The sequence below is a fragment of the Weizmannia acidilactici genome (assembly GCF_008974225.1).
Classification (GTDB): domain Bacteria; phylum Bacillota; class Bacilli; order Bacillales; family Bacillaceae_C; genus Weizmannia; species Weizmannia acidilactici.
On sequence record NZ_BKZR01000034.1, the window covers coordinates 25,426 to 39,198 of the forward strand.

At 46.5% G+C, this 13,773-nt stretch carries 14 protein-coding genes; 1 reads left to right on the top strand and 13 read right to left on the bottom strand.

The window, feature by feature from the left end:
• Positions 1-157: 157 nt before the first annotated feature.
• On the top strand, positions 158-799 hold the full coding sequence (clpP, locus tag GBH70_RS12290; protein WP_151681329.1) for an ATP-dependent Clp endopeptidase proteolytic subunit ClpP: 642 nt from the start codon (positions 158-160) through the stop codon (positions 797-799).
• A 488-nt stretch (positions 800-1,287) separates the two neighbouring features.
• Here the strand turns inward: clpP and GBH70_RS12295 are convergent, their stop codons facing one another.
• The 13 genes from GBH70_RS12295 to GBH70_RS12355 form a co-directional block, all read right to left on the bottom strand.
• Positions 1,288-1,542 carry an HPr family phosphocarrier protein gene (locus GBH70_RS12295; RefSeq protein WP_151681316.1) on the bottom strand — a complete coding sequence of 85 codons (255 nt, stop codon included), beginning with the start codon at positions 1,540-1,542 and terminating at the stop codon, positions 1,288-1,290.
• A 62-nt stretch (positions 1,543-1,604) separates the two neighbouring features.
• Positions 1,605-2,558 carry a DNA-binding protein WhiA gene (gene whiA / locus GBH70_RS12300; protein ID WP_151681317.1) on the bottom strand — a complete coding sequence of 318 codons (954 nt, stop codon included), beginning with the start codon at positions 2,556-2,558 and terminating at the stop codon, positions 1,605-1,607.
• Between the two features lie 109 nt (positions 2,559-2,667).
• Complete coding sequence (gene mgfK / locus GBH70_RS12305) at positions 2,668-3,645, bottom strand: gluconeogenesis morphogenetic factor MgfK (protein ID WP_151681318.1); 978 nt, start codon at positions 3,643-3,645, stop codon at positions 2,668-2,670.
• Positions 3,642-4,532 carry an RNase adapter RapZ gene (gene rapZ / locus GBH70_RS12310; protein WP_151681319.1) on the bottom strand — a complete coding sequence of 297 codons (891 nt, stop codon included), beginning with the start codon at positions 4,530-4,532 and terminating at the stop codon, positions 3,642-3,644. The genes mgfK and rapZ overlap by 4 nt, the downstream gene beginning before the upstream one ends.
• A 40-nt stretch (positions 4,533-4,572) precedes the next feature.
• Positions 4,573-5,031: an NUDIX hydrolase gene (locus tag GBH70_RS12315; protein WP_151681320.1), complete on the bottom strand. Its 459-nt coding sequence runs from the start codon at positions 5,029-5,031 to the stop codon at positions 4,573-4,575.
• A gap of 542 nt (positions 5,032-5,573) precedes the next feature.
• Positions 5,574-6,518: a thioredoxin-disulfide reductase gene (gene trxB, locus GBH70_RS12320; protein WP_151681321.1), complete on the bottom strand. Its 945-nt coding sequence runs from the start codon at positions 6,516-6,518 to the stop codon at positions 5,574-5,576.
• 237 nt (positions 6,519-6,755) lie between these two features.
• On the bottom strand, positions 6,756-8,264 hold the full coding sequence (locus GBH70_RS12325) for a tetratricopeptide repeat protein (RefSeq protein WP_151681322.1): 1,509 nt from the start codon (positions 8,262-8,264) through the stop codon (positions 6,756-6,758).
• A 99-nt stretch (positions 8,265-8,363) separates the two neighbouring features.
• A complete protein-coding gene (locus GBH70_RS12330) occupies positions 8,364-8,873 on the bottom strand; it encodes an acyltransferase (protein ID WP_151681323.1) in 510 nt (169 codons plus the stop codon).
• Positions 8,870-9,523, bottom strand: coding sequence for a pyrophosphatase PpaX (gene ppaX / locus GBH70_RS16990; RefSeq protein WP_151681324.1), 654 nt, complete (start codon positions 9,521-9,523; stop codon positions 8,870-8,872). The genes GBH70_RS12330 and ppaX overlap by 4 nt, the downstream gene beginning before the upstream one ends.
• An 18-nt stretch (positions 9,524-9,541) precedes the next feature.
• Positions 9,542-10,354 (bottom strand): prolipoprotein diacylglyceryl transferase, encoded by an 813-nt coding sequence (gene lgt, locus GBH70_RS16995; RefSeq protein WP_151681325.1) that lies wholly within the window; start codon positions 10,352-10,354, stop codon positions 9,542-9,544.
• A gap of 92 nt (positions 10,355-10,446) precedes the next feature.
• On the bottom strand, positions 10,447-11,388 hold the full coding sequence (hprK, locus tag GBH70_RS12345) for an HPr(Ser) kinase/phosphatase (RefSeq protein ID WP_151681326.1): 942 nt from the start codon (positions 11,386-11,388) through the stop codon (positions 10,447-10,449).
• A 247-nt stretch (positions 11,389-11,635) separates the two neighbouring features.
• On the bottom strand, positions 11,636-11,989 hold the full coding sequence (locus tag GBH70_RS12350; protein WP_151681330.1) for a phage holin family protein: 354 nt from the start codon (positions 11,987-11,989) through the stop codon (positions 11,636-11,638).
• Positions 11,990-12,087: 98 nt separating this feature from the next.
• On the bottom strand, positions 12,088-13,221 hold the full coding sequence (locus tag GBH70_RS12355) for a DUF4097 family beta strand repeat-containing protein (RefSeq protein ID WP_151681327.1): 1,134 nt from the start codon (positions 13,219-13,221) through the stop codon (positions 12,088-12,090).
• Between the last annotated feature and the right edge of the window lie 552 nt (positions 13,222-13,773).

Genomic DNA, 13,773 nt, shown 5'->3' on the forward strand with positions numbered 1-13,773 from the left:
GAGAAAAACGAGAAATGCAATACCTTTTTCTGTTTATTTTAATGGAATTTGGATATTATGGTATTGTAATTCAGGATGGAGACGATTTGTTTGACCTTCATTGACCATTATTGTATGATCAGTACATAAGGATGGAAAACTATCCCTATACATGAAAATGCATAAGATTGGCCCATTCCATTCCAAAAAGAAAAAGGAGGAAAACAAGATGAATTTAATTCCTACAGTAATCGAGCAGACGAACCGCGGGGAACGCGCTTACGACATTTATTCCCGCTTGCTGAAAGACCGGATCATTATGCTCGGCAGCGCGATTGACGACAATGTCGCAAACTCGATTGTTTCGCAGCTTTTATTCCTGGAAGCGGAAAATCCTGAAAAAGATATTTACCTGTACATCAACAGCCCCGGCGGCAGCGTAACAGCCGGGTTGGCGATTTACGACACCATGCAGTTCATTAAACCGGATGTGCAAACGATCTGCATCGGGATGGCTGCATCGATGGGATCCGTGTTGTTAACCGCCGGCGCGAAAGGGAAACGTTTTGCCCTGCCGAACAGTGAAGTCATGATCCACCAGCCTTTAGGCGGTGCACAAGGGCAGGCAACCGAAATTGAAATTGCAGCAAAACATATCCTTTATACACGGGCGAAATTGAACAAAATTTTGTCCGAACATACCGGCCAGCCGATTGAAGTGATTGAAAAAGATACAGACCGCGACAACTTCATGAGCGCGGAAAAAGCAAAAGAATATGGCTTAATCGACCATATTATGGCTAGGAATGAATTGAAATAATGAGGTAAACGAACCGGGCCGCCCCAACTTCGGACGGCCCGGTATTTAATATAAAAACACGTATTGACTTACCTTGAGAGTCCTGAGAAGCTTTATAAGGACCCCCTTCCGACTTTATTTTTGCCTTGAAAAGGTTTAAGTGCCTTATGAGAACCGGTTCGCATTCATTTTTGTCCCGAAACGGTTCCGAGAAGCTCTTTCAAGACCGTCCGAATTCCTTTTTTCCTCAAACGATTCTGAGAAACTTACTCAGGACCGTTTGAAGGAAAGTTTTTTCGTGGAAATGGGTATGAGAAGCTTTCTCAAGACCGGGTAGAACTTCTTTTTTCCTCCAAATGGTCCCTATAAGTCTTATACGAACCGTTCCGCGCCCCTCCCATCTCGTTACGCGTATAAGCGGTGCGCGTTTCCCGCAGGAGTCCGGTGTATATCGGGCTAAGCAATCATCTTTGCGCATACGCTTACATCCGGATCCACGGGCTTATGCATTAGTTTCCTTCAATATATTTTGACAGGTATTCAAAAGCTTCTTCTTCATCGCTGCCGTCGACGCTCAGGGTTACGGTTTCCCCATGCCCAGCAGCAAGGCTCATCAACCCCATGATGCTTTTGGCATTGACCGTTCTGCCGTCTTTTTCAAGAAAAATTTCAGACGAAAACCGGCTGGCTTCCTGGACAAAATGTGCCGCAGGGCGCGCCTGCAAACCGGTTTTCAATTTAACTTCCAATTGTTTTTCGATCATCCTTAATCCTCTCCTTTATGTTAGGCAGAGGCGTTACCGCTTTTTCCGGCCCGCCTCTCCTCTTAAGTATCTTTTGTAATGGGCTTGTTTGCCCGTAGTTTCTCTGCAATTTCATCGATTTTCCGCAGCCGGTGGTTAATGCCGGATTTGCTGATATGCCCGCCTGACACCATTTCCCCCAGTTCCTTCAAGGTAACATCCTGGTGGTTTACGCGAAGCTCCGCGATTTCACGCAGTTTTTCCGGCAACACGTCAAGGCCGACCGTTTCTTCAATATAGCGGATATTTTCCACTTGGCGGAGGGCTGCCCCGATCGTTTTATTTAAATTGGCCGTTTCACAATTTACAAGCCGGTTGACCGAATTGCGCATATCCCGCACAATCCTGACGTCTTCGAAACGGAGCAGGGCTTTGTGGGCACCGATGATATTGAGGAATTCCGTAATTTTTTCCGCCTCTTTTAAATACGTAATATATCCCTTTTTCCTTTCAAGCGTTTTGCTATTCAAACGAAAAGAATTCATCAGACGGCAGAGCGAATCGTTGTGCTCTTTATATTGGGAGGAAATTTCCAGATGGTACGAGGAAGTTTCCGGATTGTTGACGGATCCGCCTGCGAGAAAGGCGCCGCGCAAATAAGCGCGTTTGCAGCATTTCGTTCTCAAAAGTTCCGGGGAAATATGCTGGATAAAAGTGAAATTTTCTCCCAGTATGTGCAGGTCTTCCAAAATTTCTTTGGCATGGGATTTCAGCCGCACAATATAGACATTGTTTTTCTTCAGCCTCATCTTTTTCCTGACTAATAATGCTACAGGGACGTCATATAATTTTTTTACAAGGATGTAGATTCTCCGGGCAATGGCCGCATTTTCTGTCTGCACATTCACAACCAGCGCCCTGTTGGAAAAAGACAAAGACCCGTTCATGCGGATCAGCGCCGATAATTCGGATTTCACACAGCAATCTTTCAGTTCTAAATTGGTCAGCTCTTTTTTGATATCCGATGCAAATGACATCCCTCAAAGCCCCCTCCATCAGAATTATTCGTGCGAAAACCAATTGTACACACGTGAAAAGGGGATGACGTCTTTAGGTTCATCCACTTAAAAAGCGGCCGGTGTTTCCTCACTGGGCGCCAAAACGGGAATACAGCTGCTGTTTTTTCAATATATCATAGAGGATTTCAGCAACTTTATCGGTATCGTGGCGGATCACCCCGCCTTTATAAGTCAAAATGTTTCCCGAAACGACTTCGAGGCCAAGCCCCATTAATCGCTTAACATCATATACAACCGGCTGTGCCAGTTCTTCGCGGTACCTTTCCCGAATCGGCTCCGGCACTTCTTCATCATTTACCAGTATCGTATCAATACATGCGCTGCCCATATGCTCATGGATGGCAGCAACATGGTCGCTGGCGGTATAGTGAAGCGTTTCCCCCGCCTGGGTCATTAAATTGCACACATACACTTTTTTCGCGCGCGCATTGCATACTGCTTCCCCCAACCCGGGTACCATTAAATTCGGCAAAATACTCGTATAAAGGCTACCCGGTCCAATCACGATCAAATCCGCTTCATGGATGGCTTCCAATGTTTCTGGCAGCGGCTTAATGACCTCCGGCGTCAAGAATACCCTTTTGATTTTCTTCCCCGAAAACGGGATTTTCGATTCGCCCGATACAATCGAGCCGTCTTCCATTTCGGCGTGCAGCACGACGCTTTGATTGGCGGACGGAAGCACCTTTCCGCGCACGTTTAGCACTTTGCTCAATTCTTTTACCGCATGCACAAAATCGCCCGTAATCGAAGTCAGCGCCGCGATGATCAGATTGCCGAGCGAATGCCCGGAAAGTTCATCGCCTGTTTCAAAACGGTGCTGGAACATTTTTTCAAGCAATGGCTCCACGTCCGACAAAGCCGCAAGCACATTGCGGATGTCGCCGGGTGCTGGGATATCCATTTCATGACGGATTCTCCCAGAACTCCCGCCGTCATCGGCAACCGTTACAATCGCGCTGATTTCGACCGGATATTTTTTCAGCCCCCGCAAAAGAACAGGGAGCCCGGTGCCTCCCCCGATGATGGTAATTTTAGGCTTCATTGCGCTTTTTCCTCCCTTCCTTTTATGTCGCGATGGGAAATCTTCGTGTTGTAATCCCGTTCAAAATAATGACCGATATACTCCGCCAAAGCAACTGAACGGTGCTGGCCGCCCGTGCAGCCGATACCGATCACGAGCTGGCTTTTCCCTTCACGTTTATAGTGGGGCAGCATAAAAGCAAGCAGGTCGGTCAATTTTCCAAGAAATTTGTGTGTTTCATTCCATTTTAGAACATAGTCATAAACGTCTTTGTCCAAGCCGGTTTTTGGGCGCATATGTTCAATATAAAACGGATTGGGCAAAAACCGGACGTCAAAAACCAAGTCGCAGTCAATCGGGATCCCGTTTTTAAACCCGAATGACATCACATTCACGGTAAAAACGGACTGCTTATTCGCCGAAAACTCCGTTGTGATTTTTTCGCGGAGTTCCCGCGGCTTCAGATTGGACGTGTTATAAATGATTTGCGCGCGCCCTTTCAGCTCTTCCAATATTTTTCTTTCCTGTTTAATCCCTTCCAAGGGCGGACCTGAAGGAGAAAGCGGATGCGACCTCCGTGTTTCTTTATATCTTCGCACCAAAACGGAATCATCCGCATCCAAAAACAGAATGGTTGGCGTGAGCCATGAAGATTTATCCAGTTCATCTAATGCCTTAAATAAATCATCAAAGAATTCGCGCCCGCGCAAATCCATGACGAGCGCGACTTTATTCATTTTATTATTTGCATCTTTCATGAGTTCCAGAAATTTTGGCAGAAGCGTCGGCGGCAAATTATCGACGCAGAAAAAACCAAGGTCTTCAAAACTTTGGACCGCAACGGTTTTTCCGGCACCGCTCATACCTGTAATGATGACGAGCTGCATTCGGTTTCCTTCTAAACCCATTCTTTTTCCCCCTGACGGAACAAATTGGCACATGGTTTATTCAGCTTGGATCGAGCCTGTACGACAATAAATCAAAATCTGGGGTGTACGTAAATTGCCCGTAGATCATGCCGCTACCGTGGACCATGTATTCCAAAATATGGGTATCGCCCACCGCCATCGGCAGGTCTTTGATGTCATGTATGGAATGCCATTGCAATTTTCCTTCGGCGGATTGCTCTACATTTTCCCCATCGCCTTCTGTTGCGACAAATGTGAACATCATCCACTCAGACGTGATTTTGTCCCCGTCTTTCATTACAATGGTGAAAACCCCTTTTAATTCGGGGTGTTTCAAGTAAATGCCAGTTTCTTCCCGGTATTCCCGGATGATGGCTTCGCGGACCGATTCCCCTTGTTCCATTTTTCCACCGGGCGCGACCCACCAATTGCGCCTCGGCTTTTGCAGCAATAATACTTGGTCGCCTTTGATCAATACGCAATTTGTCACTCTTTGCACAGGAAAACACCTCATGTCTGAACAGAAATGATGCGAAACGGCCGCCTGTACGCAACGCAGCCCAGAATAGCTGTTTTCAGCCATTAAAAAATAAATATATGGTTAGGGACGACGCCACTGAAATCTTCAATACTGTACTACCCGATATACGGTTGATGGCCCGGCATGCCGCGGGCTTTTAGGGAACCCTTTTCCGCAGGAACCCTGTAAATTCCGCGCGCCTATCTGGACTGTCCCAAACAATAGAATAGCCTTCAGCATAAAACCATGTTACTTTTTATTATACTATTAATAAAACAAGCGAACAATGAATGAGCGTATCCGCAAAACACGAAAAAATGCTGCTGTTTCCTTTCCAGCAGGTTGTTTATGGCGCCTGCCGGAAACCTGCCTAATTCAACCGGTCTCGCAAAAAAAGCACAGGCATGCGCCTGTGCATCTCCAATAGGGCTTATATAAAAAAAGGGGGTCAATTTATATTGATATCTTACCCGAAGTTTGTTTCATACGGGTTACAAAAAAGTTAAAACCGCTTGACTTTTTTATGCCTTTAACGTTTCTTTCAATTCTTCGACATAATGCTGGGCGTTTTGGGCCGCAATACTTCCGTCCCCGGTTGCCGTGACAATTTGCCGGAGCGTTTTTTCCCTGACATCTCCGGCTGCGAAAATCCCCGGAATCTTTGTCTCCATTTCTTCGTTTGTCACAATATAGCCGGCCTCGTTTGTAATGCCGAGGTTTTCAAACGGCTTGGTTAGCGGCACCATCCCGATATAAATGAAAACGCCGTCCGTTTTAAAAAGCTTCTCTGATCCGTCAACGGTGGAAACGAGCGTGACGGAACCGACTTTTCCGTTTTCTTCATGGATTTCTTTTACCGTATGGTTCCAGATAAAATCGATTTTTTCATTTTTGAAAGCCCGGTCCTGGAGGATTTTTTGCGCACGCAGTTTGTCGCGCCTGTGCACAATCGTCACTTTATTGGCAAAACGCGTTAAGTAGGTGCCTTCTTCAACGGCCGAATCCCCGCCGCCGACAACCACAAGGTCTTTTCCTTTAAAGAATGCGCCGTCGCACACAGCGCAGTAGGAAACACCGCGTCCGCCAAGTTCACTTTCGCCCTTTACGCCGAGTTTTTTGTATTCGGCGCCCGTTGCGATAATTACAGACAACGCCTTGTATTCTTTTGCGCCGGCTTTGACAATTTTATAATCCCCGTCCAGGGCAATTTCTTTTATATCGCCATAAGCGTATTCCGCGCCGAATTTTTTGGCGTGTTCAAACATTTTGTTTGACAGTTCCGGACCGAGGATGGATTCATATCCCGGATAATTTTCCACTTCTTCTGTATTAACCATCTGGCCGCCCGGGACGCCGCGCTCGATCATCAATGTTTTCAAATCCGCGCGCGAAGCATAAACGGCAGCCGTCATCCCGGCAGGCCCAGCACCGATAATGATGACGTCATAAACCTGTTCTTCACCCATTTATTAGCAACACTCCTTATTCATGGCTGCAGCTGTAGAAATGCAAGCCACCCTATTTTAATCGTTCCACAAAGCAGTTTTTCCATACACGGTATACCCGTTTTTAAAAAAACCCCACCAACCATGTGTGGGGTTTTTGTTCCAACCAGAGAAAAGAAATCATCTTTCCTTTTTTATACTATAGGAAGAAAAGCCCCCCGTCCATTGATTTGCTCATAGAAAAGCGGAGGGCAGCTTTTAAAACAGTGACTTAATTTGGTTGGCGTACTTTCTTAACGTGGAGGCCGAAATTTGATATTCTGCCGCGACAGCCTGCTGGGACACTTTATCACCCTTTTGGCGGTGCCACAAATAATCGGTGGCGGCGGCGAATCCGGCTTCGTTTTTAAACCGTTCTCCGTGCTTTAGGCCGTTTAAAAAGATCGAAAACCAAACGAGCATCAAATCGGTATATCCTGGGAACATCGGCCCGTAATGTCCGTGGAGGATACATGCAATATTGTGCCCGCGCGCAAACACTTTGTCCGGGTCAAAATGCTCACGGATGCCCGACTCAAGGACATGCGCCAAATAAATTTTCTCAATCAGCGTAAAATCTTCGAAGTTTTTAAAATCAGGATGCGAAACGATGTCCGAACGATTGGAAGAAAGACCGATCAGAAAAATCCCGAATAAACGCTCAGGCATCTCCCCGCTGTTGAGCCGGTTTAAAATAAATTGGACATTTTTCTCATTCAGCTTTTTTTCCAAATCCCGGTTCCACGGTTCATATCCCTTTTTCCCTGGGTTCAGTTCGATGAGCTGCTCCCATGCCGATTCCGCTGCCTGTTGGCGGCCGGTATAATAGGCAGCCTGCGACAGCCAGTAGTAAAACGATGCATCCCCGTCAAATCCGGCTTTTTTCAACCGGTTCAACCAATGGTAAGCCTCTTCAAAACGGCCGATAGTGGCAAATGTTGCGCCGAGCTTGTATTGGTGGTCGATTAAAACCGGCCGGACCTTTTCAAGCCCTTTCACAATTTTTTCAAGTTTTTCGTCATCTTGCTTATGGTAGAAAAAAACGGCTAAATTGCATAGCGCATGAAGATTGCCCGGGTTCTTTTCCAGCAGGTCCTCCAGCACCGCGATCGCTTTTTCCGCCTGGCCGAGGTAAAAGTACGCAAGCGCAATATTATTGTAGCCGGACCAAAAATCCGGATATTTTTCGATCAGTTTGTTTAGCTCGTTAAGCGCCATTTCAAAATTTCCCGCTTCCAAAAGACGCCTTGCTTCTTCCTGCTTGATCATGAGTTCATCCTGCTCATAAGAGATGGATTCGAGTTCCCCATCGTCCAAGTCAATCATGTAAATGAGTTCTTCCGCTTCTTCCCTATACTCGCCGAACGGGTCTTTTTCCAAGTATTGGCGGGCATGGTACAAAGCCTCGTTAAAAAACCCGAGTTCCGCATAATTATTGGCTAAAAAAAAGTGGCACTCCACCATACTTGGATCGAGTTTCTCCAAAATATGGCGGAAAATGTCAATTGCCTGCTGGAACTCTTCGCAATGGGTATAAATGATCGCAAGCTGGCAGGCAATGACCGGGTCGTTCGGATCCAACTGGGCGGCGCGCTGCAAATATTTTCGTGCTTTTTTGATGTCATGGCGGTCAAAAGCCTGGACACCTTTATTAAAATAGTATTCTCCCGTCGGTATAAAAGACAGCACATTCCCATGTTCCTGCCTTAATTTGGAATCTTTGCTCATGTTGTTCCCTCACAAACAATAAACATTAGTCGCTTCTTGTAGTATATCATACATCCGGGGCGCCTTTAACCTTTTCGGCTCAAGTAATTGTTCCCTTATTCACTGTTCTGTCTGTTCGGGTCTTTCCTTTGCTTCGCGGATGATTTGCAATGGATTTCCGCCTGCAAAGGAACCAGCAGGCACATCTTTATGGACAACGGAACCGGCGGCCACCACTGCCCGGTCCCCGATCACCACCCCAGGGAGAATGGTCGTATTTGCACCGACCATTACTTCGTCGCCGATCACCACTTCCCCGATCCGGTATTCGTCTATCAAATATTCATGTGCGAGAATGGTCGTATTATAACCGATCACGCAATTTTTCCCGACCGATATTTTTTCGGGAAACATGATGTCCACCAGCACTTTATACGCAAAAGCCGTTTTGTCCCCGACTTTCATGCACAAAAATGTCCGGTACATCCAATTTTTTACGCGCAAAAACGGCATATAGCGGGCAATTTCGATGATGATGACATTTTTCAACACTTTCCAAAAAGAAACGGTTTTGTAAATTTGCCAAAGTGCATTCGCGCCTTCAACCGGATACCGCTCCGTTTTCCTCATCTGGCTTTAACCCCGACAATCTTTGCAAGGTCGGACATATGGTCAAGCATAAAATCTGGTTTATATTTTTCAAGAAAAGCGCGCCCTTTTGCCGACCACGAAACCCCGGCCGAATACGTGCCGGCATTTTTCGCCGCCTGGATATCATGGTAATTGTCGCCGATCATGATTGCTTCTTCCGGCGCCGAACCGAGCAGGTGCAGCGCTTTTTCAACAGGTTCCGGATCCGGCTTGGCCCGCTTTACATCGTCAAGCGTAATGACGGCATCGAAAAACGGATTCAAGCGGGTCAGCTTCAGCCCTTTCATGACCGTATCCTTCATTTTGGTCGATACAATCCCCAGCTTAAAGCGGTGTTCTTTCAGCATTTTAATCGTATCAAAGACGCCCGGGAATTCTTTTACGAGGGAATCGTGCTGCTGGACATTATAGGCGCGGTATATGGCGACCATTTCTTCCGCCCGCTCCGGATCGATGGATGAAAAACTGTCAATCAAAGGCGGCCCGTTAAAAATGAGCACGTCTTCCCGGCTGTAGCGCCCCGGATAATAATGGTTCAACGTATGCAAAAAGGACTGGACGATTAATTCATTCGTGTCAATCAAAGTTCCATCCAAATCAAACAAAAGCGTGGTAATCGGTTTTCCCATTTGTTTCCCTCTTTCTTCTTACTGCTCCCCGTACAGTTTGGACGATAATCCTGTTTTTCTGCGGTAAATCCATACAATCACAGCTGCAATAATCAAAGTAACCGAAACGACCTGCGCCATGCGGATATGGGATGTGAGCATCAAGCTGTCCGTCCGCAACCCTTCGATAAAGAAACGGCCGATCGAGTACCAGATCAAATAGCTCAAGAAAATTTCTCCCCTGTGCATTTTTGCCCTTCTTAGTAACATCAGGACAATGAATCCTAAAATGTCCCACAGCGATTCATATAAAAATGTCGGCTGATAATAGGTGCCGTTTATGTACATTTGGTTGATCATCCAATCCGGCAGATGCAAATTTTCCAAAAACGCCTTGGAAACCGGCCCGCCGTGCGCTTCCTGGTTCATAAAATTGCCCCAGCGCCCGATCCCCTGCCCCAAAATTAAACTTGGCGCGGAAATATCGGCAATTTTCCAGAAAGACACGCCTTTTACACGCGTAAATACAATCGCGGTGACAACGGCCCCGATCAACGCTCCGTGGATCGCGATGCCGCCGTTCCAGATTTTGATGATTTCATTTGGATGTTCCGAATAATAATCCCATTCAAAAATGACATAGTAAATCCGGGCGCATATAATCGAAACCGGAATCGCCCATATGCATAAATCGGCAATGATATTTTGGTCGACTGAAAGCCGGGCAGCTTCGCGCATGGCAAGATACAGCCCCAAAAGAATGCCGAAGCCGATAATAATCCCGTACCAATGCACCTCTAACCCGCCTAAATGGAACGCAATCGGGTTCAGGGGGGTAATATTTGGATCCATTTCATCACAACTCCTTTTTCACCCGTTACAATACGGTCCGCCCGGAAAATGCCAGGCGTCCGTTAACTTCTTTTATCCACGGCCGCGCATGGTCAGCCCTGGTTATTCTCCTGTTCATGTTCTTCGATGACATCCGCCAGCTTGTCCGTAAACTGCCGGGCAGCATTTACGCCCATGTTTTTCAAACGGTAATTCATGGCGGCCACTTCAATGATGATGGCCAGGTTCCTGCCGGGGCGCACCGGCACCGTCATCTTCGTGATTTCCGTATCGAGGATTTTGACTTTTTCTTCATCGAGCCCCAGCCGGTCATACTGCTTATGCTGGTCCCAAATTTCCAAATTGGCGATCATCGTAATCCGTTTGTGGCTTCTCACCGCACCTGCGCCAAATAACGTCATGACATTGATAATGCCGAGCCCGCGGATTTCCAGCAAATGTTCAATCAATTCCGGGGCATGCCCGATCAGGGAACCTTCTTCTTCCTGGACAATTTCGACACAGTCATCGGCAACAAGCCTGTGCCCTCTTTTCACAAGTTCCAGCGCAGTCTCGCTTTTCCCGACACCGCTTTTTCCGGTAATCAGAACGCCGACCCCGTATACATCAACAAGCACGCCATGGACGGCTGTCGTCGGGGCAAGCTTATATTCCAAATAATTCGTTAAACGGCTTGAAAACCGCGTTGTTTTCATCGGTGTCCGCATCACAGGGACCGAATGTTCTTCAGAAGCCTCGATCAATTCCGAGGGAATTTCCAAGCCTCTCGAAATCACAATGCCCGGTGTTATATCGCTGCACAAATTTTCCATCCTGCTTTTCCGTTCTTCCGGCGTAAGCCTGTTGCTGAAGGTGATTTCCGTCATGCCAAGCAGCTGGATGCGGTCAGCCGGATAATAATCAAAAAAGCCCGTCATCTCCAGGCCCGGCCGTGAAATATCACTCGTGGTGATCGGGCGGTGGATGCCTTCTTCTCCACTGATCAGCTCAAGATTAAACTGTTTAATAATGTCTGCTACGCGCACCTTTGCCACTATGATTCCTCCTGTATCAATCCGGCTGCAAAAAAACCGGAATGGATTATACTTGATGATTCAAAGGCTTCTTATTATTTTATCATTTCGTAAAGGGGCCGTACCAGCCCTTTTCGATAAAAATGATTTTCCAGCCGCGAAGCAGGACAATAAAAAGACGGCAGGTTCTCCCGCCGTACTTCATGAATATCATGGATGGCCACATCATTCCGCAGCAGTCCTGCAAATTTCATAAAACCTTTCCCGGTCAGCCCGATTGTTTCCGGAATACTGTTTCCTGCAAAATTAAATTTACAACCGCCATAATCACCGCCACTAGAAAAGCCATGCCGAAGCTGTCAATCTCAAAACTCGGGCCCATCAGCTCATCGGTCATGACCAAGGTAATGGCATTGATGACGAGTAGAAAAATGCCCAAACTGAGGATCGTAATCGGTAAAGTGAGCAGGATTAAAATCGGCCGCACCAAAATATTCAAGATGGACAATATGAGGCTTGCCATAATGGCGGAGCCGACACTTTCAACATAAAACCCCTGGAAATAGCCGGAAAGTGCGATAAACAATATGGCGTTGATCAAAATTCCGAGTATCCAGCGCATGGTCATCAAACCTTTTCTTCAATTCTTACTTACAGTATATATCCGCACCTGCAAAAAAATCCCGCCACACACCCCGTTTTTCGGAAAAGCCTAACCTTTTATGCTTTTTGGCCGTGGTCTTCCGGCTCACGATGCTTGTTAGTGCTTTGCTCTTTTATCGTAATGGTGCCTGTTTTGGCATCGGCAAATACATACAGTTCGGTTTCGGAAATGCCTTTTCGGCTGAACCGGGCAATCTTTTGAATCATTTCTTTCCGTTCTTCATATTTCTCCATGCCTTCCAGTTCTATCGCGAAGCTGCCAAAATTCGTTTTTCCTTCCCCATGCACGGACGTATTTTCCGGAATGGCAATTTCAATATTTCCGGAAACAGTTTTGGCATGCAAAGTGTCTCCTTCGGAAGCCATATTTACGGTAATATTGCCGTTGAACGCTTCAAAATCCGAGCGCCCGAAAGAGCCGTTCCAGCGGATGTCGCCGTTCATCGTCTGCGCTTCGACCTGCCGGATGACAGTCCTGTCAAATTCAACGGTGCCGTTCCCTGTCTCAATATCCGCTTTTTCTAATTCGGCACGCTCAAGCAGCACCTTGCCATGCAGTGTTTTGATCTTTAAGTGATCGGCTTGGATTTCTTTTACCTGGACATTGCCACTAAAGGTGCTTAAGATAATTTTCCGGTATTGGGCTGCCGGAATGTAAACGGCTGTGTCGGCTTTCATCCATTTTGACTGGGTAGCAAATACAAGCCTTCCGTCTTCAATAGAAAAAGTGCTGTTATTCAATAAAAAACTGCGCGCTTCTTCCCGGTCATTTGTACGGAAGACTTTTGCCCGGCATTCCACCCGCACATCTTCCTGGTCCCATTGCTTAAACGTGAGGTTTCCGTTTGCAATGTCGATTTCAATATTTTCGATCTCGGGCATATGTTGCTGGAATACATGGGAAACCTCGGCGGACTGGCTGATTTGGAAATCAAACTCCTTTATTTTTTTCAATGCCCCGCCGACCAGATCAAACAGTTTTTCTTTCGTCTCGTTGAAATTTTGTGCCGGGTCGTGGAACCTTTTTTGGCCTTCCCCGTCTCTGCCGCTTTGTTCCGTTGTTTTCCCCTCGCCCTTTTCCACATTTCCGGACTCTTCCCTGTCCAATGCCTCCAAAAGCGTCAAAGCTTCATCAGTTGACAATTTTCCGTTTTTTACCATATCCAAAATCCGTTTTCGCTTATTTTCCATAGGGGTGCCTCCTTTTTTCAATCCTGTTATCTTACATTACGTACAGCGGGAAGGAAGGTTTCAGATTTCACTTCATATCTGAAGCATATTTAAATATGATTCAAATTTCAAATTTTCAGGGAAGATCAGGCGTCTATAAAATATACCAAACAGACCTCATCATTTAAAAAAGCAATGCTGTTACGAGTGAGTCAAGTTTTTGCGGGAGGTGCCTCTCAACCTTCGATATTCGATTTTCGCCTTTTTAAATTTTAGCCATCTGTTTCGGCTCTTCAAGGGTATAGGCTTCGCCCTCGCATGCTAGCCCTTGAAGCCCGCAACACAGATGGCTTAATGGGCTTCAAGGGCGAAAAACGAGAAACTAAACGGATAAAGGTCAAAAAATTCCTTGATATCCTGCTAGCCCTTTTAGAGCTTCTATATACGGCTTGCCTTGATCCCGGCTTTCCAATGCAGGCAAATGCCCCATAACCGCTCCTATTGATTCTCGAGTTTTTACTTTCAGCCACTGCTTGATATTGATTTTCTTATCCGGTTTTTCGTTCTCTTTTA

Coding starts and splice junctions, on each gene's coding strand:
- GBH70_RS12325 (WP_151681322.1), bottom strand. CDS start 8,264: ATGAGCAAAGATTCCAAATTAAGGCAGGAACATGGGAATGTGCTGTCT.
- GBH70_RS12350 (WP_151681330.1), bottom strand. CDS start 11,989: ATGCGCTGGATACTCGGAATTTTGATCAACGCCATATTGTTTATCGCA.
- GBH70_RS12355 (WP_151681327.1), bottom strand. CDS start 13,221: ATGGAAAATAAGCGAAAACGGATTTTGGATATGGTAAAAAACGGAAAA.
- mgfK (WP_151681318.1), bottom strand. CDS start 3,645: ATGAAGCCTAAAATTACCATCATCGGGGGAGGCACCGGGCTCCCTGTT.
- clpP (WP_151681329.1), top strand. CDS start 158: ATGCATAAGATTGGCCCATTCCATTCCAAAAAGAAAAAGGAGGAAAAC.
- ppaX (WP_151681324.1), bottom strand. CDS start 9,523: ATGGGAAAACCGATTACCACGCTTTTGTTTGATTTGGATGGAACTTTG.
- GBH70_RS12295 (WP_151681316.1), bottom strand. CDS start 1,542: ATGATCGAAAAACAATTGGAAGTTAAATTGAAAACCGGTTTGCAGGCG.
- lgt (WP_151681325.1), bottom strand. CDS start 10,354: ATGGATCCAAATATTACCCCCCTGAACCCGATTGCGTTCCATTTAGGC.
- whiA (WP_151681317.1), bottom strand. CDS start 2,558: ATGTCATTTGCATCGGATATCAAAAAAGAGCTGACCAATTTAGAACTG.
- rapZ (WP_151681319.1), bottom strand. CDS start 4,532: ATGGGTTTAGAAGGAAACCGAATGCAGCTCGTCATCATTACAGGTATG.
- trxB (WP_151681321.1), bottom strand. CDS start 6,518: ATGGGTGAAGAACAGGTTTATGACGTCATCATTATCGGTGCTGGGCCT.
- GBH70_RS12330 (WP_151681323.1), bottom strand. CDS start 8,873: ATGAGGAAAACGGAGCGGTATCCGGTTGAAGGCGCGAATGCACTTTGG.